Origin of the sequence: Pseudonocardia xinjiangensis, from assembly GCF_012911925.1 — a bacterium.
GTDB classification, from domain to species: Bacteria; Actinomycetota; Actinomycetes; order Mycobacteriales; family Pseudonocardiaceae; genus Pseudonocardia; species Pseudonocardia xinjiangensis.
In genome coordinates this window covers 1-21,181 of record NZ_JAAXKY010000042.1, presented here as the reverse complement: position 1 = coordinate 21,181, position 21,181 = coordinate 1, and the positions used below count along the sequence as shown (strand labels likewise).

18 protein-coding genes and 1 pseudogene are annotated in these 21,181 nt (G+C 73.0%); 11 read left to right on the top strand and 8 right to left on the bottom strand.

What is annotated here, in order from left to right:
- Positions 1-195: 195 nt before the first annotated feature.
- On the top strand, positions 196-1,470 hold the full coding sequence (locus HF577_RS14860) for an HNH endonuclease signature motif containing protein (protein WP_169396437.1): 1,275 nt from the start codon (positions 196-198) through the stop codon (positions 1,468-1,470).
- Positions 1,471-1,616: 146 nt separating this feature from the next.
- Here the strand turns inward: HF577_RS14860 and HF577_RS14855 are convergent, their stop codons facing one another.
- Positions 1,617-3,326 (bottom strand): PHA/PHB synthase family protein, encoded by a 1,710-nt coding sequence (locus HF577_RS14855; protein ID WP_169396436.1) that lies wholly within the window; start codon positions 3,324-3,326, stop codon positions 1,617-1,619.
- A gap of 421 nt (positions 3,327-3,747) precedes the next feature.
- Here HF577_RS14855 and HF577_RS14850 point away from each other — a divergent pair, with 421 nt between their 5' ends.
- A complete protein-coding gene (locus HF577_RS14850; protein WP_169396435.1) occupies positions 3,748-5,463 on the top strand; it encodes a DEAD/DEAH box helicase in 1,716 nt (571 codons plus the stop codon).
- A gap of 100 nt (positions 5,464-5,563) precedes the next feature.
- On the opposite strand, the gene HF577_RS38320 is transcribed toward HF577_RS14850, so the two are convergent.
- Positions 5,564-5,749, bottom strand: coding sequence for a DUF7455 domain-containing protein (locus tag HF577_RS38320; protein ID WP_169396434.1), 186 nt, complete (start codon positions 5,747-5,749; stop codon positions 5,564-5,566).
- Between the two features lie 288 nt (positions 5,750-6,037).
- Between HF577_RS38320 and HF577_RS14840 the strand changes: the two genes are divergently transcribed.
- Positions 6,038-6,934, top strand: a complete 897-nt coding sequence (locus HF577_RS14840; RefSeq protein WP_246266385.1) for an EamA family transporter — start codon at positions 6,038-6,040, stop codon at positions 6,932-6,934.
- 218 nt (positions 6,935-7,152) lie between these two features.
- On the opposite strand, the gene HF577_RS14835 is transcribed toward HF577_RS14840, so the two are convergent.
- Entirely contained in the window at positions 7,153-8,067 is a 915-nt protein-coding gene (locus HF577_RS14835) for a hypothetical protein (RefSeq protein ID WP_169396433.1), read from the bottom strand.
- A 408-nt stretch (positions 8,068-8,475) separates the two neighbouring features.
- Here HF577_RS14835 and HF577_RS14830 point away from each other — a divergent pair, with 408 nt between their 5' ends.
- Both HF577_RS14830 and HF577_RS14825 read left to right on the top strand, forming a co-directional pair.
- The gene (locus HF577_RS14830; protein WP_169396432.1) at positions 8,476-8,616 is read left to right on the top strand and encodes a hypothetical protein; all 141 of its coding nucleotides are present in this window, start codon (positions 8,476-8,478) and stop codon (positions 8,614-8,616) included.
- A 26-nt stretch (positions 8,617-8,642) separates the two neighbouring features.
- Positions 8,643-9,461, top strand: coding sequence for an N-acyl homoserine lactonase family protein (locus HF577_RS14825; protein WP_169396431.1), 819 nt, complete (start codon positions 8,643-8,645; stop codon positions 9,459-9,461).
- Positions 9,462-9,491: 30 nt separating this feature from the next.
- Here the strand turns inward: HF577_RS14825 and HF577_RS14820 are convergent, their stop codons facing one another.
- Positions 9,492-11,285 (bottom strand): AfsR/SARP family transcriptional regulator, encoded by a 1,794-nt coding sequence (locus tag HF577_RS14820; protein WP_169396430.1) that lies wholly within the window; start codon positions 11,283-11,285, stop codon positions 9,492-9,494.
- Positions 11,286-11,580: 295 nt separating this feature from the next.
- On the opposite strand from HF577_RS14820, the pseudogene HF577_RS38315 reads away from it, so the two are divergent.
- Both HF577_RS38315 and HF577_RS38310 read left to right on the top strand, forming a co-directional pair.
- A pseudogene (locus HF577_RS38315) lies at positions 11,581-12,072 on the top strand (FAD-binding oxidoreductase); the annotation flags it as partial.
- Positions 12,073-12,847: 775 nt separating this feature from the next.
- On the top strand, positions 12,848-12,976 hold the full coding sequence (locus tag HF577_RS38310; RefSeq protein WP_246266389.1) for a BBE domain-containing protein: 129 nt from the start codon (positions 12,848-12,850) through the stop codon (positions 12,974-12,976).
- Here HF577_RS38310 and HF577_RS37495 read toward each other — a convergent pair.
- The 3 genes from HF577_RS37495 to HF577_RS14805 all read right to left on the bottom strand — a co-directional run bounded on the left by HF577_RS37495 (position 12,948) and on the right by HF577_RS14805 (position 15,696).
- Entirely contained in the window at positions 12,948-13,448 is a 501-nt protein-coding gene (locus tag HF577_RS37495; RefSeq protein WP_211174294.1) for a helix-turn-helix domain-containing protein, read from the bottom strand. The genes HF577_RS38310 and HF577_RS37495 overlap by 29 nt on opposite strands.
- The gene (locus HF577_RS37490; RefSeq protein WP_211174293.1) at positions 13,445-13,930 is read right to left on the bottom strand and encodes a DJ-1/PfpI family protein; all 486 of its coding nucleotides are present in this window, start codon (positions 13,928-13,930) and stop codon (positions 13,445-13,447) included. The genes HF577_RS37495 and HF577_RS37490 overlap by 4 nt, the downstream gene beginning before the upstream one ends.
- An 86-nt stretch (positions 13,931-14,016) precedes the next feature.
- On the bottom strand, positions 14,017-15,696 hold the full coding sequence (locus HF577_RS14805) for a CocE/NonD family hydrolase (RefSeq protein WP_169396429.1): 1,680 nt from the start codon (positions 15,694-15,696) through the stop codon (positions 14,017-14,019).
- A 320-nt stretch (positions 15,697-16,016) separates the two neighbouring features.
- Between HF577_RS14805 and HF577_RS14800 the strand changes: the two genes are divergently transcribed.
- From HF577_RS14800 to HF577_RS14785, 4 genes are all read left to right on the top strand, one after another.
- The gene (locus HF577_RS14800; RefSeq protein ID WP_169396428.1) at positions 16,017-17,132 is read left to right on the top strand and encodes a sugar ABC transporter substrate-binding protein; all 1,116 of its coding nucleotides are present in this window, start codon (positions 16,017-16,019) and stop codon (positions 17,130-17,132) included.
- Between the two features lie 82 nt (positions 17,133-17,214).
- The gene (locus HF577_RS14795) at positions 17,215-17,988 is read left to right on the top strand and encodes an ATP-binding cassette domain-containing protein (protein ID WP_169396427.1); all 774 of its coding nucleotides are present in this window, start codon (positions 17,215-17,217) and stop codon (positions 17,986-17,988) included.
- Positions 17,988-19,463, top strand: coding sequence for a sugar ABC transporter permease (locus HF577_RS14790; protein ID WP_169396426.1), 1,476 nt, complete (start codon positions 17,988-17,990; stop codon positions 19,461-19,463). The genes HF577_RS14795 and HF577_RS14790 overlap by 1 nt, the downstream gene beginning before the upstream one ends.
- Positions 19,460-20,662, top strand: a complete 1,203-nt coding sequence (locus tag HF577_RS14785; protein WP_169396425.1) for an ROK family protein — start codon at positions 19,460-19,462, stop codon at positions 20,660-20,662. Before HF577_RS14790 ends, HF577_RS14785 begins: the two co-directional genes overlap by 4 nt.
- Positions 20,663-20,730: 68 nt before the next feature.
- On the opposite strand, the gene HF577_RS14780 is transcribed toward HF577_RS14785, so the two are convergent.
- Positions 20,731-20,871, bottom strand: coding sequence for a hypothetical protein (locus HF577_RS14780; RefSeq protein ID WP_169396424.1), 141 nt, complete (start codon positions 20,869-20,871; stop codon positions 20,731-20,733).
- Between the last annotated feature and the right edge of the window lie 310 nt (positions 20,872-21,181).

Genomic DNA, 21,181 nt, shown 5'->3' with positions numbered 1-21,181 from the left:
TGAGTCCGTGGCGGGTCAGGACGGCGTGCATTGTGGAGGCCGCCAGCCAGTGGGCCGACGCGGACCGGGCCGAGTTTGGGATGGTCGCTGCTGCGGACGACCCTCACCCGACAGGCCACCGCCACGAGCGCTGAACGGCTGTTGACCTGCGACGACCAACATCGATTCGAACATGTGTTCGAGTATGATGGTGGGGTGTCGGACAGTCCGCTCACCACCGCGCATCGCCTCCTGGTGGAGGCGATCGACGCGCTGTCCGCCGCCACCGACGGCGCTACAGACGACGACCTGCTGTCTGTCCTCACCTTGTGCGAAGGCACCAGCAGGCGGCTGGACCGGCTCGTCGTTGCCACCGTGTCGACTTTGGAGCGGCGGAGCACGTTCGCCGAGCGCGGCTACAAGTCGACCCCGGCGGCGTTGGGGGATCTGCTCGGGTGGGAACGGTTCGAGGCCCGGCAGCGGGTGGTCGCTGCCGAACAGGTCTGCCCCCGGGTCGGGATCGACGGCACTCTGCTGCCCGCCCGGTTGGCCGCCACCGCGGAGGTGTTCGCCGCCGGCGCCACCGGATTGCGGCACGTCGCGGTGATCGCCCGCGTGTTGGCCAGCCCGGCCGCCGAGCGGCTCACGCCCGAGGTGTGGGCGGGTGCCGAAGCCCAACTCGCCCACAAAGCGGCCGTCTATACGCCGTCGGAGCTGCAGACCTGGGGCACCGCTCTCGTGGAGGCCCTCGACGAGGACGGGCCCGAGCCCGACGACCGTCCACCCGCGCCGGTCAACGAACTGCACCTGCTCCGGCACCGCGGAAAGGCGGGCGGCACGCTGAAGGGCCGGTTCGATGACGCGGCGATGTTCGATGCCATTGCCACCGTGGTCGACTCCCACGCCCGGCCCGTCACCGGTGATGAGCAGCGCAGCCTCGCGCAACGGCAGGCCGAAGCCCTCGCGGATGTGTGTGGCTACGTGCTCGACCACGGTGACGTGCCCGAGTGCGGCGGGCGCCGTCCACATCTCACGGTGCTGGTCCGGCTGGAGGACCTGGAGAACCGGGCCCGCGCCGCGTGTTTGGACTTCGGTGGCACCTTGTCGCCGGAGTCGTTGCGGATGCTGGCCTGTGACGCCGCGGTCGTCCCCGTCGTGCTCAACGGGAAGGGCCAGCCCCTCGACGTCGGCCGGGTCACCCGCACCATCCCCGACGGGCTGCGCCGCGCGATCGCCGCCCGCGACCGCGGCTGCGCCGGGTGCGGGCGGCCACCGTCGTGGTGCGAGGTCCACCACATCACAGCCTGGCAGGACGGCGGCGACACCGCCCTGCACAACTGCGTGATGCTCTGCCGGGCGTGCCACCGCCTGCAGCACCACTCCGAGTGGGAAGTCCGCATCCGCGACGGGTTGCCCGAGCTGATCCCACCCGCCTGGATCGACCCGCAGCGAAGACCCCGCCGAAAACCACTCCTGCACCTCGCCGCGTAAGGGGGCGAGCAGATGGGCGGTCGGCTGAGCCTCTGTGATCACTGGGGGACACACGTGCCCGCGCTGCGATCCTGGCCGGCGACAGCCAGGCCGACACGCCGTCAACAACGCTCATGGGCACTACAGCTAGGCGCTCCGGGCCCGGGTCAGCGCTGCAGCACGTACTCCCCGGGGGCAGGGGCCACCGCGTGCAGACCGCGCCCGCCGAGCTCGGGTGGAGCGTCCCGGACCGGGCCGCTGCGGTCGCCGAGCCACGCCAGGTGGTCCGACCACCAGGAGCCGGGCACCGGCCGTGCTGCGGCGAGCCAGCGTTCGGCCGCGGGCGGCGTGGTCTCCGCGACGCGGAACCCCGCGGCGGGCGTGCCGGGCGGGCCGATCACCGAGGCGGCGGAGCCGTTCGTGGCCAGCACGAACCGGGTGGTGCCCCCGAGCAGCCCGGTGGTGCGGTAGCAGGATCTCCACACCGCCGAGTGGCCACCCAGTGCGGCCACCACGTACGCGTCGCGGTCGACCTTCGACAGGTCGACGGCCGTGCCGAGCATCTCGGCCGCCCCCGGGGTGGCGAGGGCGTTGCCCAGTGCGACGGCCACCAGATCGCGATGCAGACCGGCCGGCACGCGCACGGTGTCGGCGAGCCAGAACAGGTCCTCGGACGCAGGGGGCGCCTCACCGCACAGATAGCTGCGCACCCAGTACGGCCAGACGAGGTCGTTCGGGTGCGCCCAGGCGTGCTCCTCGACCAGCGTGGCGCCGTCGAGATGACCCCGGTGCTGCGACGCGGCAACGGCCGCCTCCGCCGCCTGCCGGGCGGCCGGGGACACCGGGGCGTCGGCCTCCTCCCGGTCGAGCGGGGCGAGCACGAAGGTCACCGACGCCACCCGCTCCTGCGCGCCGATCGCGGCGAGATGCGCCAGCAGCATCGCCGTGACCGTGCCGCCCGACGAGCTGACGGCCAGCAGCGACGTGCGGTGGGTACGGGTGATGTGCTCGCACGCGTCCATCGCGTCGAGGACGGCCTGCCCGTAGGTGTCGAGATCCCAGGAGGCGTGCTCGGGGCCCGGGTTGCGCCAGGACAGGAGGAACACCTGCTGCCCGCCGCGGACGAGGTGCTCGACGATGCTGCGGCCGGGCGCCAGGTCGGCCAGGTAGTAGCGGGTGGCCATCGGTGGCACCACGAGCACCGGGAGGTCGCGGACCTCCTCCGTCTGCGGGAGGTACTGGATCAGCTCGAACACGGGTGTGCGGAGCACGACCGCGCCCGGCGTGGCGGCGACGCCGGTGCCGACCTCGAACGCGTCGGGCTCGGTGGTGGCCGGCAGCCGTGGCGGCGAGCCGAGATCGCCGACGAGCCGCGCCGCCCCGCGAACGATGCTCGCCCCGCCCGTGCCGAGCGCCGAGCGCCACGCGAGCGGGTTGAGCGGTGTGTTGCTGGGGGCGAGTGCGTCGGCGAGGGTGCCGACGGCCGAGCGGACGCGCTCGTCGTCGGCGCCGTCGAGCTCGGCATCCGCGATGAGATCGGACACCGTGGCGCCCGCGGCCAGGTGGGTCTGCACGATCCGGCGCAGCAGGGGGTGGTCCCACGCGGGATCGGCGTACCGCTGGTCCTGCGGAGCGGGGGCCAGCGACGAGCGGCCCAGCCCGATCCGGGCCAGCTCGACGGCGAGGCCCGTACCCCGCCGGGCCACGGTCAGGGGCCGGGAGGTCAGCGCCGCCGCCAGCCGCGCCGCCGGCGCGAGCGGGAGCACCCGGCGTAGCGGGCCCCCGGTCGCGCTGCCGGTGAGCAGCAGCTCGAGCCCGAGCGCAGCCTCAGCGGCGTCGAGGCCAGCGCCGCGCCCGCCCGGGTGCCCGCTCGTCATCTGCACTCCTCCGTGGCTCGGCGGTCCTGAACCACTCTGCCCCCTGTCCGTCGGGCGGATCCGGCGCTCCGCCGTCCGAGTCCGTCGGGCGGCTCCCAGCAGCATGGGCGGGTCGGGGCACCGGGGGCAACTCGGGTGCAGGCGGCCCGCTGCCGCCGGGTCCGGAGAGGGCTCCGGTGCCCTGTGGATCCCGGTCCGCGAGGTTCGTCGGAGGTCATCGCGCACACAGGATGGACCACCCGACACGCCGCTCCCGCGGGTGCGGGGCATGGCGGGCCACACGGCACCGCCCGGTTACCCTGACCATGACCGCCGGCGGCCCAGGACCCGCCGCGATCCCGCCCCCCGGGGCCCGCGCCGACGCGGGGCCCGCGCACGGGCCGGATCCCGAGCACACCATGCGCGACGTTGAGGGAGTTGTGTGTCCCAGGCCCAGCAGATCGCTCCCTCCTCGCGTCCGCTCCGGGCCTGGCAGCGCAGCGCACTCGCCCGGTACCTGGCCGCCGCGCCCCGCGACTTCCTCGCGGTCGCGACGCCCGGCGCGGGCAAGACGGCGTTCGCGCTGCGGGTCGCCTCGGAGCTGCTGGCCGACCGGGTGATCGACGCCATCACGGTCGTCACCCCCACCGAGCACCTCAAGCACCAGTGGTCCGGGGCCGCCGCCCAGGTCGGCCTGGCCATCGACCCCGACTTCCGTAACTCGACCGGCGGCACGTCGTCGGACTACACCGGCATCGCCGTCACCTATGCCGGCGTGGCCGCCCACCCGCTGCTGCACCAGGCGCGCACGGAGAACCGCCGCACGCTCGTGATCCTCGACGAGGTGCACCACGCGGGCGACGCCCGCTCGTGGGGCGACGCCGTCAAGGAGGCGTTCGACCCGGCCGTCCGGCGGCTGACGCTCACCGGCACCCCGTTCCGCAGCGACGACAACCCCATCCCGTTCGTCGACTACCTGCCCGACGCCGAGGGTGCCCTGCGCAGCCGGGCCGACCACTCCTACGGCTACGCGGAGGCGCTCGCCGACGGCGTCGTGCGGCCGGTGGTCTTCATGGCCTACTCGGGCCTGTCGAGCTGGCGCACCAGCGCGGGCGAGGAGATCACGGCGCGACTCGGCGAGCCGATGACCGCCGAACAGACGGCCCGCGCGTGGCGCACCGCGCTGGACCCGGGCGGCGAGTGGATCCCGGCCGTGCTGGCCGCCGCGGACAAGCGGCTCAGCGGGCACCGCGCCGGCGGCATGCCCGACGCCGGTGGCCTGGTGATCGCCTCCGACCAGACCACCGCCCGCGCCTACGCCGCCATCCTCACCGAGGTGACGGGCACCGCTCCCGTCGTGGTGCTGTCCGACGAGCCGGGCGCGTCGGCGCGGATCGCCCGGTTCTCCGAGTCGGAGGACCGCTGGATGGTGGCCGTGCGCATGGTGAGCGAGGGAGTGGACGTGCCGCGGCTCGCGGTCGGCGTCTACGCCACCAGCGCCTCGACACCGCTGTTCTTCGCCCAGGCCGTCGGCCGGTTCGTCCGGTCGCGGCGGCCGGGGGAGACGGCCTCGGTGTTCGTGCCGAGCGTCCCCGTGCTGCTGGGGCTGGCGAGTGAGCTGGAGGCCCAGCGCGACCACGTGCTCGGCAAGCCCCACCGTGCCGACGAGCAGTGGGACGACGAGCTGCTCGCCCAGGCACAGCGGCAGGAGGACGAGCCGGGGGAGGACGAGAAGTCGTTCACCGCGCTGGGGGCGCAGGCCGAGCTGGACCAGCTCATCTACGAAGGCAGGTCGTTCTCCGCCGACGAGGAGGACTACCTCGGGCTGCCCGGGCTGCTCGAGCCCGACCAGGTGCGGACCCTGCTCAGCCAGCGGCAGAAGGAGTGGCTGAGCCGCTCGAAGACCAAGGCGGCCGCCGCGCCGGCTCCCGTGGCACCCGAGCCGCCGGCCGCCCGGCCGCAGCTGTCGGTCCGGGAGCGGCTGGGGGCGCTCCGCAAGGAGCTCAACACGCTGGTGGCGTTGCACCACCACCGCACGAACAAGCCCCACGGCATGATCCACAACGAGCTCCGCACGCTCTGCGGCGGGCCGCCCACCGCGATGGCCAGCATCGAACAGCTCGAGGAGCGGATCGCCACCCTGCGATCCTGGCGCTGACGAGCTCTGAGAGGGCCGGACATGACAGCGGGGCGGAGACCGATGGTCTCCGCCCCGCGATGGGTCCGGTTGGGGTAGGGGCCGGCTGCGCCGGCCCCGGTCAACTGCCCGACTGCACGTCGATCTCCATTTCGCGGAGCTTGTCTGCGTGAGCCCGTGCGTGGTGACCGCAGAACAGCAACTCGCCGCCCGACGGCAACACGGCACGAACCTTCGCGGCCGCTCCGCACCTGTCACAGCGGTCAGCGGCGGTCAACTCGGGCCGGGTCAGGGTTCCTGGCTGCATAGCGGTCTCCCTCCGTCTCGGCGCCGGATAGCTCCGGCACCGCTTGCTGCGACGACCGCTTGCGCGGTGCGTCCACACTCTCAGACGTACAGAACCCTGCACGTGTTCCCAGATCGGGCCGCAACAACCGTCACGTGACCGAGTGTGGTCGGTGGACTGGTCCTTGCGGTGGTGATCCCGGTGACAATCGCAGATTCAGTTGACTTGGAGTGAATGATGCGACGCCCGCCGTGACACCGCAAGACGGCTTGTGTTAACAGTCTCGGCGGGGTGACTACGCTCTGCAACATGACGGCCAGGGTGCGAGACCGGGTTCCGGCCCCTGTCCTGTTCGTCGCGGGCTCCACCTCGATGTATGTCGGCGCAGCCCTCGCTGTCGAGCTCTTCGCCCGATTGTCGCCGTCAGCAGTGGCGGTGTTACGCATGGTGGGCGCCGCCGCTGTGCTCCTCGCCTGGCGCCGTCCCGCCCGCAGTGCGTGGCGGGGGCCCCGGTTCGGGCAGGCCGTGGCATTCGGGCTGGCCACGGCCCTGATGAATGTCGCCTTCTACGAGGCCATCGCCCGGATCCCGCTCGGCACGGCGGTGGCGGTGGAGTTCTGCGGGCCGGTGGTGGTGGCTGCGGTGGCATCCCGCAGGCCGCGTGACGTCTGCGCGGTGGTGCTGGCCGCGGTCGGTGTGCTGCTCATCGTGGATGTGCGCTGGTCAGGCAGTCGGACAGGGATGTTGTGGGCGCTCGCGGCCGCGGCGCTGTGGGCGGTCTACATCCTGCTCGGGAAGCGGCTGGCGACGGCGGGCAACGGTCTGGACGATCTTGCGGTGGGGTTCGTGGTGGCCTCGGTGGTGCTGTCGCCGCTCCTGGTCGCCGGCGGTCCCTCGGTGGCGGCCGCGCTGGCCGACCCCGCGGTTCTGGCGCTCGGGCTCGGGCTGGGGGTGCTGTCCAGCGCGGTTCCGTACGTTCTGGACCAGATCGTGCTGCGGAAGGTCGGCCGGGCTCGTTTCGCGATCTTGTTGGCATTGCTCCCCGTCACTGCCACAGTGGTCGGGCTGATCGCGTTACGGCAGGTCCCGGGCGTGCTGGAGGCCGTGGGGACGGCCGCGGTGATCGTTGCGGTCGCCCTCCGGACCCGGAAGAAGGGGATGAACCGGAGGCGTCGGCGCCACCCTAAAGCCGATCACGGAGAGTGAATCGACGAACGGTCACACAGGGTGAGTGATTTGTACCTAATGGTGTGTTCGGCCGCCGAATGGATGATTCGGTTGCGACACGCCCGAGGACCGTCCGCGCCCCGTGGCGGGCCTCCGGGAGACGCCGGTGGAGTGGATCCCCCGTTACCCGATCGTCACCACCGGCGGCCGGGAGGCACGCGTGCGAGGTGGTGCCCCGGGACCGGGTCGACCCCGGCTCAGGACAGTGGTCCGCCGGTGATGGGATCGAAGCGGCCGTTCGGCAGGTCGGGAAGCCCGAGCTGGTCCCGCTCGGCCGGGGAGAGGAAGTCGGTCTCCCCGCCGTGCTTCGGCTTCGTGATCCAGTTCGCGAAGACGTCGATGTGGTCGGCGACGGCCCGCTCCGCGGCGGACCCGTGCGGGAACTTCTGCCCTCTCACGTTCGCGGTGAACTCCACGCCGAGCCAGTGCTCGGCGTCCCGCTCGTAGAACTCGGCGTGCCGCCGGGCCTGGGTCAGCGCGATCTTCACCGGACGCTCGACGTGCACGTGGTACTGCGCGTTGGCCTGCAGCGTCATCGGCGTGAGGTTCGCGCTCACCCCCGGGCCGCCGAGGTTGGAGTTCAGCAGGTGCCCCTTGATGAAGCGCGTCCCGGCCCGGCCGGTCAGCGCGTCTGCCGCGGCCGAGCCTGCGGCGTTCAGGTCGTTGACGGCCCTGTTCTCGCGGGGCCCGGGAGTGGAGCCGTACACGCCGGGAGTGTCGATCCCGGGACCGAGCTCCACCAGCACGCTGCTCGCGCCGCGATACGGGTCGGCGGTGCCGAAGAGGACGCTCCAGATCCGCTGCTGCTCCACCGCATGGGCCCGGACGCGGGCGTGTTCGGGCCGCAGCGTGGGTACGCGCTGCACCGCGGTGCTCTGCTGTGTCGTCGCACCGCCCGTGAGCAGGTCGGCCACCGCGCGGTTCCCCACCGCGCGCTGCAGCATCAGGATCGCGTCCGGCCCTCGGACCGGCGGCGAGGGAGCGGCCCGGGGTGGGCCGGAGCGCCGGGCGCGGGCCGGCTCCAGCTGCTCGGCCCGTTCCGGCGGCCGGTTGTTCGCCCGCATCTCGCTCCCAGGCCCCTCACCGGTTGCCTCCAGGACATCGTCGGTCACCACGGACCGCCGGTGTACGACCGCACGGACAGCCGTGGGGGCAGTACCCTTGCCCGCCCGGCCGGATCCCGCGAACTGAGCCCGAACAGGGTGACCTTCCGGATCCGGGCGGCGCGGCTCGCCGCGCTGCGCCGGGTCACCCTGGACGTGCACGCGGGCGAGTGCGTGGCGATCGTGCCGAAACACCTGTGACGTCGGGTCTCACCCTGGCGGGGCGCACGATCTTCCTGTCCTCGGGCGACGCAGCGGACACCACCGAGCAGGTCTACATCAACCCGAACGCCGGCCTGTTCATACGGGACCGACGGGGGCCTGAACTACCTCGGCTGCTCGGATCCGGCCATCACAGCGGCACTGCCCGGCGCCCTGCAGTCGGGCGACCCCGCCGCGTTCGCGAAGATCGGGGAGATGGCCAGCGCCACCGGCTGCTGGACCAACGTCGCCTACCGCAAGGACTTCATGGTCACCCAGACCTGGCTCAAGGGGGTGGAGCAGGCCCATGACATCGCGGCGCCCATGAGCCTGCGGATCGCCGACCTGTCGGCCTGACCTGCGGGACGAGAGGAGAGACACCCATGTCACGAACGGGAATCCGCGAGATCGTCCTGCTCACCCTCGGCTGGGAGGACCTGCCCCGAGCGGTGTCGATCGAGGGGGCTCCGTCACAGGAGCGGATGCGCGAGCCCGTCCCCGGGATCCTGCTGCACGCCGACGGCGGCTGGCTGCTGCTCGACACCGGCTTCAACACCGCGCTCCTGCACGACGCCGCGCTGCGCAGGCGCTTCCACGGCCGCCCCACCTACCGGGCGATCCTCCCGGGGCCGGGGGAGCCGCTGGAGGAGGCGCTCGCCCACGCGGGCATCGAGATCTCGGAGGTGCGCGCGGTCGGGCTCAGCCACCTGCACGTCGACCACGCGGGCGGTCTGCGGCACTTCACCGGGGTGCCTGTGCACTGCCAGCGGCGCGAGCTCGAGTTCGGGCTCACCGCGGAGGCCGAGCGGCACGCGATGTGCCGGGTCGACTACGACGACCCGGCCCACGACTGGCACCTGGCCGACGGTGACGTGGAGATCGCTCCGGGCGTCACCGCGGTGCTGACCGCCGGGCACACCCCGGGCCATCAGAGCTTCGTCGTGGACCTGGACGAGAGCGTCGGGGGCGGCGGTTTCGTCTTCGCGTTCGACGCCGCCGACCTCACCGAGAACATCGAGCAGGAGGTCTCGATCGGCGGGCGCGTCGACGCGACACCGGAGGAGTGCATCGAGCAGGTCCGCAGGCTGAAGGCCATCGCGGCCGAGCGTGGCTACCCGCTGGTCCCCGGCCACGACCCGGTCGTCTGGCCCGCCCTCACCGGCGAGCTGTCCGCGCGGTTCGGCCGGACCCCGGCCCGGTGAGCGCGACCGGGCCGCTCACACCGTGGCCGCTCAGACCGCCGCCACGGTCGCGGCCCGCACGGCGTGGCGCCGGGCCTGGGCCCGGGCGATCCTGAGGAACCGGTAGCGCCCGCCGCCGACCGCCTCCAGGACGTGCACCCCGACCAGCCCTTCCAGCAGCCGGCGGGCCTCCCCGTCCCCCACCCCGAGCAGGGGGGCCGCCGCGGGGATGTCCAGCAGCTCGCGGTCGCACAGCGCGACCCGGTCGCAGGCCGCGGCGAGCTCGGGGGCGAGCCTGCTCATCGCCCACGTGAACCGCAGCTGCGCGGCCCGGCAGTCCTCGTCGAGCACGACCGGGGACGCGAAGTCGTCGCGGATCTGCTGGTGCACCTCGCGCACGGTCTCCCGCGGCCGCGCCAGCAGCCGGGCGGCCGCGACCCGCACGGCGAGGGGCTGCGCGGAGCACTCCGCGACGATCCGGTGCGCGGCCGCGGGCTCGGCGCGCACGCGCTCGTGCCCCGCGAGCCGCCCCAGGAGCGTCAGCGCGTCCCCGGTGCCGAGCGGGCCCACCGCCACGGAGCGCAGCCCCGGCAGATCCATCATGCGCCGCCAGCTCGTGACGATCACCGCGGAGGACGGCGCCGCCGGCAGCAGCGGCAGCACCTGCTCGCTGCTGTCGGCGTCGTCGAGGACCACCAGGATCCGGCGCTCGGTGAGCAGCGTGCGCCACAGCGCGCTGCGCTCGCACGTCGTGGCCGGCAGCCGGTCGCGGCTGATCCCGAACGCCGCGAGGAACCCCCCGAGGATCTCTCCCGGGTCGACGGGCGGCTGTCCCGGCAGGCTCAGCCTCGCGAACAGCTGACCGTCCGGGAAGTGCCGGCGGACGGCCTGCGCGACGTGGGTGGCGAGCGCGGTCTTCCCCATGCCGGTGAAGCCGGTGATGCCGACGAGTGCGGGGCCGTCCGGACACAGCAGGCGCTCGGTGATCCACGTGATCTCGCCGGACCTGCCCACGAAGTCCGCCGAGTCGGCGGGTAGCTGGGCGGGTGTCGGCGCGTACACCGGGCCCGCGGCACGTGCGGCAGCGGTGGTGGCCGGGGCGTCGTCGGCGAGGATCCGGGCGTGCAGCTCGCGCAGGCCGGTGCCCGGCTCGAGGCCGAGCTCGTCCTGCAGCAGCCGCCGGACGTCCCGGTAGGCCTCCAGCGCCTCGGCCCGTCGCCCCGAGCGGTGCAGCGCGAGGATCAGCAGCTCCCACAGCCGTTCGCGCAGCGGATGCCGCGACACCAGCGCCGACAGCTCGGACGCCGCCTCGACGTGACAGCCCAGCTCGATGGACACGGCGAGCTCGTCCACCACCGCGGCCGAGCGCATCTGCTCCAGCCGCACGCGATGGGCGTCGAAACCCGGGCCGACGGCACCGCTGAGCGGCGCGCCCTGCCACAGCGCCAGACCGGCACGCAAGCCTGCCGCGGCGGCCGACAGGTCACCGCCCCGCCAGGCCGCCCGCGCCGCATGGAGGTGGTGCCGGAAGAGACCGACGTCGACGGCGAGCGGGTCCACCGGCAGCGTGTAGCCGCCTCCCGCCGAGGTGATGGGCCCGAGACTGCCGCCGCCCAGAATCCGGCGCAGCCGGTAGGCGTAGGTGCGGACGGTGCCCGCGGCGCCCCTCGGGACGTCCGTGCCCCACAGCTCGTGCGCGACCTCCTCGACCGGCACCGGCCGTCCCTCCCGCAGGAGCAGCACCGCGAGCATGGCCCGCTGCTGGCGCGACCCGAGGTCGAGCTCCACACCGTCCCGCCACGCCCGCACCTGACCGAGCAGCGCGAATCTCAGTGCTGGGTCCACCCGATGTGTCCTCCCGCTCACGTGATCGGACCGTCCGGCTGACGTCACGCGCCACCGACCGGCCTCTCCGGGCACTACGCGCCGGGTGGTGGCCCCCGTTCACCGCGGGCCGATCCGGGCGGTCGAGGGGAGCTCCGCGCCGACGACGTCGCTGGTGGGGACCGCGGATGGGCGGCCGGCTGTGCCAATCATCACGACTCCGCCGCCGACGGCCGACCGGTCGACGCGGTGTCGACGCGAGGTCGATGCGAGCGTGCTCACCTGGAGACGCCCACCCCGGTGAGAGGGGAGACCCGTGGATACCGCACCGGCCGTCCGGCAGGAGACTCCCTCGGGGGACGCGGTCACCGCGCTGGAGAGCGCGGTCGACGGCCCGGTTCTGCTGCCCGGGACCGACGAGTTCGCCGCCGAGTGCGCGGGGTTCAACCTGCTGGTGGTCCACCGTCCCGCGGTGGTCGTCGGCGCGACCGGCCCGCAGGACGTGCAGGCGGCCGTCCGGTTCGCGGTGCAGCACGGGCTGCCCGTCGCCGTGGTGTGCACGGGGCACCAGCCGTTCGAGCCGGTGCAGGGCGCGGTGCTCATCACCACGAGCCGGATGGACGCCGTGGAGATCGACGTCGCCGCCCGCACGGCGCGGACCGGGGCGGGCGCGGTCTGGCAGCAGGTGGTCGATGCGGCGGCTCCGGCCGGACTCGCACCCCTGAACGGCTCGTCCGCCAAGGTCGGCGTCACGGGGTACGTCCTCGGCGGCGGGCTCAGCCCGACGCTGGGGCGCACCTACGGATGGGCCGCCGACCACGTGCGGGCGATCGAGATCGTGACGGCCGACGGGGAGCTGCGCCGGGTCACCGCGACCGCCGAGCCGGAGCTGTTCTGGGCCGTGCGGGGGGCCAAGGGCAACTTCGGGGTCGTGACCGCGATGGAGATCGACCTGTTCCCGGTCAGCACCTACTTCGGCGGCGGCCTGTTCTACGCGGGCGAGCACACCGAGGCGGTCCTGCGCGCGTACCGGGAGTGGATCACGACGGCGCCGGACGAGCTCAGCTCCTCGGTGGCGCTCCTGCGGCTCCCGCCGTCACCCGAGGTCCCCGCGCCGCTGCGCGGCCGGCTGGCCGTCCACGTCCGCGTGTGCTTCCTCGGGCCGGCCGTCGAGGGCGAACGGCTGGTGGCGCCGCTGCGCGCCCTGGCACCCACGATCATCGACACCGTCATGCCGACGCCCTACCGCGCCTTCGCCTCGGTGCACCAGGATCCGGTCGACCCGGTGCCCCTCCGGATGCGCAACGCGCTGCTCACCGGGCTCACCGACGAGGTCGTCGACGCGCTCGTGGCGTTCGGCGGCCCCGGCTCGCGGGCTCACGGTGCTGGAGGTGCGTCACCTCGGTGCTGCGCTGGCGCGCCCCGCTGCGGTGCCCAGCGCTGTCGACGCCCGGGACGCCGGCGTGAGCGTGTGGGGCGCCGCCATCGGGCCCGCCGAGGCCACCGCGCCCGCGATCGCGCAGCTGGACCGGCTCATCACCCGCCTCCGGCCGTGGAGCACCGGACGGAGGTACCTCAACTTCATGAGCGGAGCGGACGGCGCCGAGTGCGCCTACACCGCGCAGACCTACCAGCGGCTGCGAACCGTCAAGCGCGCCTACGACCCCGGGAACGTCTTCCGGCTCAACAACCACAACATCCCGCCCGCCTGACCGGTGCGGCCGGGTGCCGCCCCGCGGCGGAGCCGGGCCGGGGCTGACTGCGCCGCAGGGCCCGTCGCAGCGTCTCCTCGCTGCCCAGACCGCTGCGCCGGGCCGCGGCGGCAATGCTCTCGCCGGCGAGGATGAGCGCCGTGGCGGCCTCCAGCCGCACCGAGCTGACGTACTCCGCCGGCGTGGCGCCGACCTCCTCCTTGAAGAGGCGGCTCAGGTGCCGGACGCTCAGCCCGACGTGCCGGGCGAGGGCGGGCAGGCTGTGGTCGGCGCCGGGGTCGGCGGCCACGTGGTCGCACAGGTCACGGAACAGGCCGCGGCGCGGCCGGGCGGTGCGGGCCGGCACCGACAGCTGGGGCTGAGCGCCGCGACGGCGCATGAACACCACCATGTCCTGGCCGATCCGGTGCGCCAGTTCGTCGCCCTCGTCCTCCTCGACCAGCGCGAGTGCGAGGTCGATCCCGGCGATCACCCCTGCCGGCCGTCGCGGACGTAGATCGCCTCGTGGTCCACGGCGACGGTGGGAAAGCGGCGCGCGAGCTCGGCCGTGTGCCGCCAGTGGGTGGTGGCGCGCAGCCCGTCCAGCAGCCCGAGGCTGCCGAGCGCGAACGACCCGGCGCAGACCGACGTCACCCGCCGCGCACCCGGGGCGAGCAGCCGGACCGCGTCGAGGAGCTCCGGCGGGGCCCCGCTCTCCACCAGCACCTCCCCGCCCGGCACGACCAGGGTGTCGACGACACCCACCGCTCCGGCCGGTCGGGTGACGCCCAGGCGCAGGCCGCTGGAGGTGGTGACGTCCGCGCCGTCCGGCGAGCACACCACCACGTCGTAGGGCGCCCCCATCGACCGGGCCACGTCGAACACCTCGAGCGGTCCGGTGACGTCGAGCAGCCGCACACCGTCGAAGACCAGCACGGCGATCGCCCGCCGCTGTCCGGGTGGGGTGGGGGGCACGACGTCCAGGCTAGGCCGGGATCTGCCACCCACCGGCCGGTCGTGGCCGCATCTGTGTCACTTGTGGCTCGACCGCCCTCTGACCGTCAGGGGGCCGCCACCGGGAGCACCACGCGTGAGCGGCCGTCCACCGCGATCGTCCGGTGTGACGGGAGTGTCCGCATGCCGTCGGCGGCCGGCTCGTCCGTACCGAGGTTGCGGGCGAAGCGCGGGTGGGCGCCGCCCGCCACCAGCAGCCGGATCCGGTGCCCCGCCGCGAACCGGTGGGCCATCGCGTCGAGGTCCACCCGCACGACCCGATCTGCCCGGTCCGCGTCGACGAGCCGCACGAAACCGTCGGAGACGTTGCGCGAACGGCCCTTCGCGTCCACGTCGCAGATGCGGACGAACAGGTCGGCGTGCGGGTTGTCGCTGGTGTGGGCGAGCTCCACCACGGGGCTCCCGACGACCTCCAGGTCAGCAGGGAGCGGCGGCCCGGTGAACGTCACGACGTCCGGCCGGGCCTCGAGCGCGCGGTTGTCCCGCACGCCACTGCCTCCGGCCAGTACCCGGCCACCGACCGACGGGGTCGGGTGGTCGGGGTTGTAGGTGAACATGACGGGGAGGGCGCCCGCAGCCGGTGCGGCACTGCCGAGCGCGCCGGCGGGCTGCAGGTGCAGCACCTGGCTGCCGGGCGGCGGCGGCCACTCCGGCAGGCCCCGCCAGCCACCGTCGGCACCACCCACGTGGATGCGGACGGGCGCGGGCCTGCGCGTGCCGGGCCGGCCGGCCAGGTGCTCACCCAGCCAGTCGAGGGTCTCGCGGGCGATGACGCCGCTTCCCTTCCCCGCCAGGTCGGTGTGGGTCCAGGGCCCGATGGTCAGGCCGACGTCGACCCCGCGGCGGTGCAGGTGCTCGTACCCGGCGAGGGTCTGGTCGAGGAACAGGTCCTGCCAGCCGCCGATCACCAGCACCGGGACCTGCACCCGGTCGAGCGCGGCGTCGAGCCGCATGTTCTCCCAGAACGGGTCGTCCGCGTCCGGCCGGGACGCCCAGTCCGGGTACCAGGGTGCGCGGCCGGAGAGCAGCGCCTGCCCGGCGGAGACGAGCGGCAGGTCGTGGAAGGCGGGCCGCAGGCGACGGGCCGCCGTCACGGCGCGCAGGAGCGCCTGCCCGCCGGTGGCCACCTCCTGGTGGGCCACCATCTCGCTCCACCCGAAGAAGTCGCCGAGGGAGAACGCGCCGGCGCCGTGCACCGCGCGGTGGAAGTCGTGCGGGGCCATGGTCACCACCGCCGTCCGCAGTTCCGGCGGCGGATCCATGAGCAGCGCCCACTGCGTGAACCCGAGGTAGGACGGTCCGAGCGTCGCGAGCCGCCCGTCGAACCAGGGTTGCTCCCGCATCCAGGCCACCGTGTCGTGGCCGTCGGCGATCTCGTGCCGCATCGGGGTGAACACGTCGCCGGAGCCGAACGTGCCCCGGCAGCTCTGCAGCAGCACGTGGTAACCGCGGGCCGCGTACAGCCGCGCGGAGAACAGGGCGTAGATCGATCCCCGGCCGTACGGACCGCGGACGAGCACCGTGCCGAGCGCGGGTGTGGTGGTCGGTGAGTAGAGGTCGGCGACGAGGTCGATGCCGTCGCGCATCGGCACGCGCAGCCCGCGGGTGACCGTGTACCCCGACTCCTCGGGCCGGCGCAGCACCAGCGCGGAGACCATCCGGTCGACGAGCCGCGCGCCGCGGCCGGGTGGGCTGGTGTCAGGGCTCGACTCGACCGTCGTCGTCATCGCTCTCCTCGTCGTGAGCCGGGGCGCGGCGGGGAGTGCCGGCGCCGGATTGCGGCAGAGCCACTTTCCCGCAATAGGGCGGGAGGAACCGGACCCTGCCGCAATCCGGACGGACGCGGGTCGCCCCCGGATCACACTGTTTTCTGCCACTCAGGGTGACCGCGACAACAAACTCGGGTGGTCGTCACGGAATCGTGACCTCACAGTGACGACTTGAACGATCCAGTGTGCTTGGCGCCACTCCGTTGGGGGACATACGTTGTCCGTCACAACATTCCCCCGCACCCGCGGGGATCCCCGACGCTGTGGAAGGACGATCAATGCGCATCAGGAGAGCCGCGATCGCGGCCGCGGGGCTGGGGCTCGCCCTCACGCTCGCCGCGTGCGGTCAGAACGCCGCCGCCCCGTCCGCGCCGTCCGCGAGCTCTGCTCCGGCCGGCGGGGTCAAGGTCGGGGTGATCCTCCCCGAGACGGCCAGCTCCGCCCGCTGGGAGGGCTTCGACAAGCCGCTCCTCACGGCGGCGATGCAGGCCCAGGGCCTCGACGCCGACATCCAGAACGCGCAGGGTGACGAGCAGAAGTTCTCGACACTCGCAGACGGAATGATCTCCAGCGGGGTCAAGGTGCTGGTCATCGCGTCGATCAGCAGTGAGTCCGGGGCCGCCGTCGCCGCGAAGGCCAAGGCCCAGGGCATCCCCGTGATCGACTACGACCGCCTCAACCTCGGCGGCACCAGCGACTACTACGTCTCGTTCGACAACACCAAGGTCGGCGAGCTGCAGGGCCAGGGTCTCGCCCAGGCGCTCACCGGCAAGCAGGGCGGCCAGGTGATCGAGATCGAGGGCGCTCCCACCGACAACAACGCCACCCTGTTCCACAACGGCCAGGAGAACATCCTCAAGCCGCTGTACGACAACGGCACCCTCAAGCTGGTGCAGTCGCAGCCCATCGACAACTGGGACAACCAGCAGGGCGGCACCACGTTCGAGCAGATCCTCACGAGTAACGGCGGCAAGGTCGACGGCGTCGTCGCCGCCAACGACGGCCTGGCGGGCGCGATCATCACCGTGCTCACCAAGTACGGCCTCAACGGCAAGGTCCCGGTGACCGGCCAGGACGCCACCCCCGACGGCCTGCAGGCCATCCTGCGCGGCGACCAGTACATGACGGTCTACAAGCCGATCGACCAGGAGGCCGAGGCCACCGCCAAGCTCGCCGCCGCACTGGCGAAGGGTGACACGGCCGCCGCCGACGCGATCGCGACGCAGACCGAGAAGGACCCGAAGGGCAACCGCGACGTCAAGTCGGTGCTGCTCACGCCGCAGCTCATCACCAAGGACAACGTCAAGACCGTGGTCGACGCCGGTGCCGTCAAGGCGTCGGAGATCTGCGTGCCCGCCACTCAGGCCGCCTGCGACCAGCTCGGTATCAAGTAACACTCGACCCTCGTGCGCGGGTGCCGTCGTCCGGTAGGGCACCGGGGGGCGGCACCCGCGCACGGGCACCGGAGGTGCCCGCATGACTGACCCGATCCTGCAGCTGCGCGGGGTGAACAAGAGCTTCGGCGCCGTCCAGGTGCTGCACGACGTGGACCTCACCGTCCGCGCCGGCGAGGTCACCGCACTCGTCGGGGACAACGGCGCCGGCAAGTCGACGCTCGTGAAGTGTGTCGCCGGGATCCACCCGATCGACAGCGGCGACGTGGTGTTCAACGGCAGCCCGGTGACGCTGAACGCGCCCACCGACGCCGCGAAGCTCGGCATCGAGGTCGTCTACCAGGACCTCGCGCTGGCGGACAACCTCGACATCGTCCAGAACATGTTCCTCGGCCGGGAGCGCGGCAAGTCGTGGCTGCTCGACGAGGCCGACATGGAGCAGGCCGCCCGGCGGACCCTCGCGTCGCTGTCCGTGCGCACCGTGACGTCCGTCCGGATGCCGGTCGCGGCCCTGTCCGGTGGGCAGCGGCAGACCGTCGCCATCGCCAAGGCCGTGCTCTGGGACTCCAAGGTGGTGCTGCTCGACGAGCCGACGGCTGCGCTGGGCGTCGCCCAGACCCGTCAGGTGCTCGACCTCATCAGGCGACTCGCCGAGCAGGGCCTCGGCGTCGTGCTGATCAGCCACAACATGGCTGACGTCTTCGAGGTCTCCGACCGCATCGCCACCCTGTACCTGGGCCGCATGGTGGCCCAGGTGCCCACCAAGGACATCACCAACACGCAGGCCGTCGAGCTGATCACCGCGGGCCGTTCCGGGGATCTCGGCCTGCAGCGACCCGAAAGCGTGACGGTCTGATGACGGCACCCACCGAGGGCCCCGAGAAGGCCCAGACGGAACAGAAGTCCCCGGCGACGAGCGCGGCCGAGCGCGCGGCGCCGGCCTCGTCACGCGCGGCCGACTTCGGCATCGACACCACCGCGAAGTCCACGGGTGAGGCGATCCGCGGCTACCTGGTGAGCCTGCGCAGCGGTGACCTCGGCGCCCTGCCTGCCCTGCTCGGCCTGCTGGCCCTGTTCATCCTCTTCACCGCGCTCGCGCCGGACACGTTCCCGAGCCTGCTGAACCTGGCCAACCTGCTCCAGCAGGGCGCCGGGCAGACCATCATCGCGATGGGCCTGGTGTTCGTGCTGCTCACCGGCGAGATCGACCTCGCGGCAGGCACCGCGTCCGGCCTCACCGCCTCGGTCATGGCGCTGCACCTGGTGAGCAACGGCAACCTGCTCGGTGCGATGGGCACCCCCGTGTTCCTGCTCTTCGCGGTGGTCATCGTCGTCGCGATCGTGCTGGCGGTGCTGCTGAAGATCTGGGCTGGCGCGATCGCCTCCGCGGGTGCGCTGCTGCTCCTGGTCATCGGGTTCCCCCCGAACCCGTGGCTCGAGATGCTGCTCGCCGTCCTGGTCGGGGTGGTGATCGGCTGTCTCACCGGCTTCCTCGTCGCGAAGGTCGGCATGCCGTCGTTCGTCGTGACGCTGGCGTTGTTCATCGCCTGGCAGGGCGTGATCCTGCAGCTGATCGGTGACGGCGGCACGCTGGGTCTGCGCGACCCCGTGATCGCCGCCGTGGCCAACGGCAACCTCTCCACGCTCGGCAGCTGGATCCTGTTCGTCGTGGCCGCCGGTGGTTATGCGGCGGTCATGCTCAACCGCCAGGTCTCCCGCCGCAAGCTCGGGCTCGTCGCCCAGCCGACGGGCCTGGTGCTGATCAAGACGATCGCCGTGGTGGTGCTCGCCGCCGTGGCGACCTACCTGCTCACGGTGAACCGCTCCCCGGGTCAGCTCCCGATCTCGGGCGTGCCCTACGTGGTGCCGCTCGTGCTCGTGCTCCTCGTCGCCGGCACCTACGTGCTCGACCGCACCCGTTTCGGCCGGCACGTGTACGCCGTCGGCGGCAACCGGGAGGCCGCGCGCCGCGCCGGTATCGACGTGGTCCGCATCCGGGCCGCCGTGTTCGTCATCTCCACGGCGTTCGCGGCGATCGGCGCCATCGTCTACTCGTCGAAGGTCGGGTCGGTGTCGCCGAGCGCGGGTGGGGGCAACACCCTGCTGTTCGCGGTCGGTGGCGCCGTCATCGGTGGCACGTCGCTGTTCGGCGGCCGTGGCCGGATCAGCAACGCCGTGATCGGTGGTGCGGTGCTGGCCATGGTCAACAACGGTCTCGGCCTGCTCGGGCAGCCCGCGTCCGTGGTCTTCCTCGTCAACGGGATCGTGCTGCTCCTGGCTGCGGGGGTGGACGTGCTGTCGCGGCGGCGCTCGGCGGTCGCCGGCAGGTGAGTCGCACCTGGGGTGGCGACGGTGGCGGCGGCCCGTCCGCCGCCACCGCGGGTGCGCGGCCCGACGAGGCCAGGCGGCACAACCGCGCAGCGCTGCTGCGACGCCTGCACGTCGACGGCCCGTGTACGCGGGCCACCCTCGCCAGTGAGCTCGGGCTCAACCGCAGCACGATCAAGGCGGTGGTCGACGGCCTCGCGGAGAGCGGTGTCGTCACCGAGGCGCTGCCCGCGCGGCGCAACGGGGCCGGGCGACCCTCCCTGATGGTGTTGCCCGAGCCGGAGGCGGCCGTCGTGCTCGCCGTCGACGTACGGGTGGAGCAGGTGGCGATGTCGATGGTCGGCATCGGCGGGCAGGTGCTCGGCCGGCACAGCTGGAACCTGCACCACCGCACCCGGACACCGGGCGAGGTGATCACCCACGTCGCGGAGTCGGCGCAGCTGCTCGCCGACGAGCTGGCGGTGACCGCGCTGGGCGTGGGCGTGTCGGTGCCGGGTGTGGTCCGGCGTGACGACGGGTTCGTGCACGAGGCCCCCAACCTGGGCTGGCGCGACATCTCCCTCGGGGCCCGCCTGGTCACGGTGCTGAAGGTCCCGGTGCAGGTGGCGAACGACGCCGAGCTCGGAGCGCTGGCCGAGCACGTCCGTGGCGACGCCCGCGACGTGGACGACCTCGTCTACATCTCGGCGGACAAGGGCGTGGGCGGCGGCGTGATCTCCGCCGGGGTGCCGCTGCGCGGCACGCGCGGGTACGTCGGCGAGCTCGGCCACCTCGTCGTCCGGCCCGGGGGCCGACCCTGTTACTGCGGGTCCCGGGGCTGCTGGGAGACGGAGGTCGGGGAGGCGGCGCTGTGCCGCGCTCTCGGGCTCGCCGAGGACACCCCCCGTGGCGTCCTGGTGGCGGAGCTCCGGTCGCTCGCCACCGCCCCGCTCCCCGGCCCGCTCGACGAGTTCGCCGAGTGGCTCGCCACCGGGCTCGTCACCGTGGTGAACATGATGGCGCCGGAGCTGGTGGTGCTCGGAGACCTGTTCACCGCGCTGCCGCCTGCCGTGGTGGCGGAGGTGCGCACGATGGTGCACGAGCGCAGCCTGGTGAGCCGTGCCGTGGGCGGCACCCGGATCGAGACGAGCCCGCTCGGCCGCGACGCGAAGCTGGTCGGCGCGGCCGAGCTGGCCTTCGAACCGATCCTCGGCACCGTCTGAGCGCTTCCGGGGGGAGCAGGGCGCGGCGTCAGGGGTAGCGGTTGTTCTTCTCGGCGGTCGGGTCGTTCTCAGCCGTCGCGGTAGTTGCGACGGGCCTGCCAGGTCTTGTCCATGTCGTAGTTGGCCCTCTTGACCTCGGCCCACCAGCGTCCGATGAACATCCCGGCGAACACCCCTACCGCCAGGATGAGCCACATTGCAGTCGTCATATGTCACCTCCAGTGAGAGCCTGCTCGCAGAGAGCGATATGTGTGTTACGCGTCATACTGCGGAGGAGTTGGGCGGCGCGATCGTGTCGGTGGACGGCAGCAGATGGTCACCGGACTGCGGGGGTTGATCGGTCCGAGATCCGCGTTTCCGCCCTGGGGAGGGCCGATGTGGGGATCTCGCCGGGGGAGATCGGTACGAGCCGCGCGTCATGGCCCCGTGGAGGGCGGTCACGTGCGGTTCGCGGTGATCACGCCGCCCGCGGGGTTCCGGGCGACTCGCGCACGCGAACCGGGCGACTCGCGGGTGGGT

Excerpts from the sequence above, each read along its gene's own strand:
- HF577_RS14855 (WP_169396436.1), bottom strand. The coding sequence starts at position 3,326 with ATGACGAGCGGGCACCCGGGCGGGCGCGGCGCTGGCCTCGACGCCGCT.
- HF577_RS38320 (WP_169396434.1), bottom strand. The coding sequence starts at position 5,749 with ATGCAGCCAGGAACCCTGACCCGGCCCGAGTTGACCGCCGCTGACCGC.
- HF577_RS14840 (WP_246266385.1), top strand. The coding sequence starts at position 6,038 with ATGACGGCCAGGGTGCGAGACCGGGTTCCGGCCCCTGTCCTGTTCGTC.
- HF577_RS14830 (WP_169396432.1), top strand. The coding sequence starts at position 8,476 with ATGGCCAGCGCCACCGGCTGCTGGACCAACGTCGCCTACCGCAAGGAC.
- HF577_RS14825 (WP_169396431.1), top strand. The coding sequence starts at position 8,643 with ATGTCACGAACGGGAATCCGCGAGATCGTCCTGCTCACCCTCGGCTGG.
- HF577_RS38310 (WP_246266389.1), top strand. The coding sequence starts at position 12,848 with ATGAGCGGAGCGGACGGCGCCGAGTGCGCCTACACCGCGCAGACCTAC.
- HF577_RS14805 (WP_169396429.1), bottom strand. The coding sequence starts at position 15,696 with ATGACGACGACGGTCGAGTCGAGCCCTGACACCAGCCCACCCGGCCGC.
- HF577_RS14800 (WP_169396428.1), top strand. The coding sequence starts at position 16,017 with ATGCGCATCAGGAGAGCCGCGATCGCGGCCGCGGGGCTGGGGCTCGCC.
- HF577_RS14795 (WP_169396427.1), top strand. The coding sequence starts at position 17,215 with ATGACTGACCCGATCCTGCAGCTGCGCGGGGTGAACAAGAGCTTCGGC.
- HF577_RS14790 (WP_169396426.1), top strand. The coding sequence starts at position 17,988 with ATGACGGCACCCACCGAGGGCCCCGAGAAGGCCCAGACGGAACAGAAG.
- HF577_RS14780 (WP_169396424.1), bottom strand. The coding sequence starts at position 20,871 with ATGACGACTGCAATGTGGCTCATCCTGGCGGTAGGGGTGTTCGCCGGG.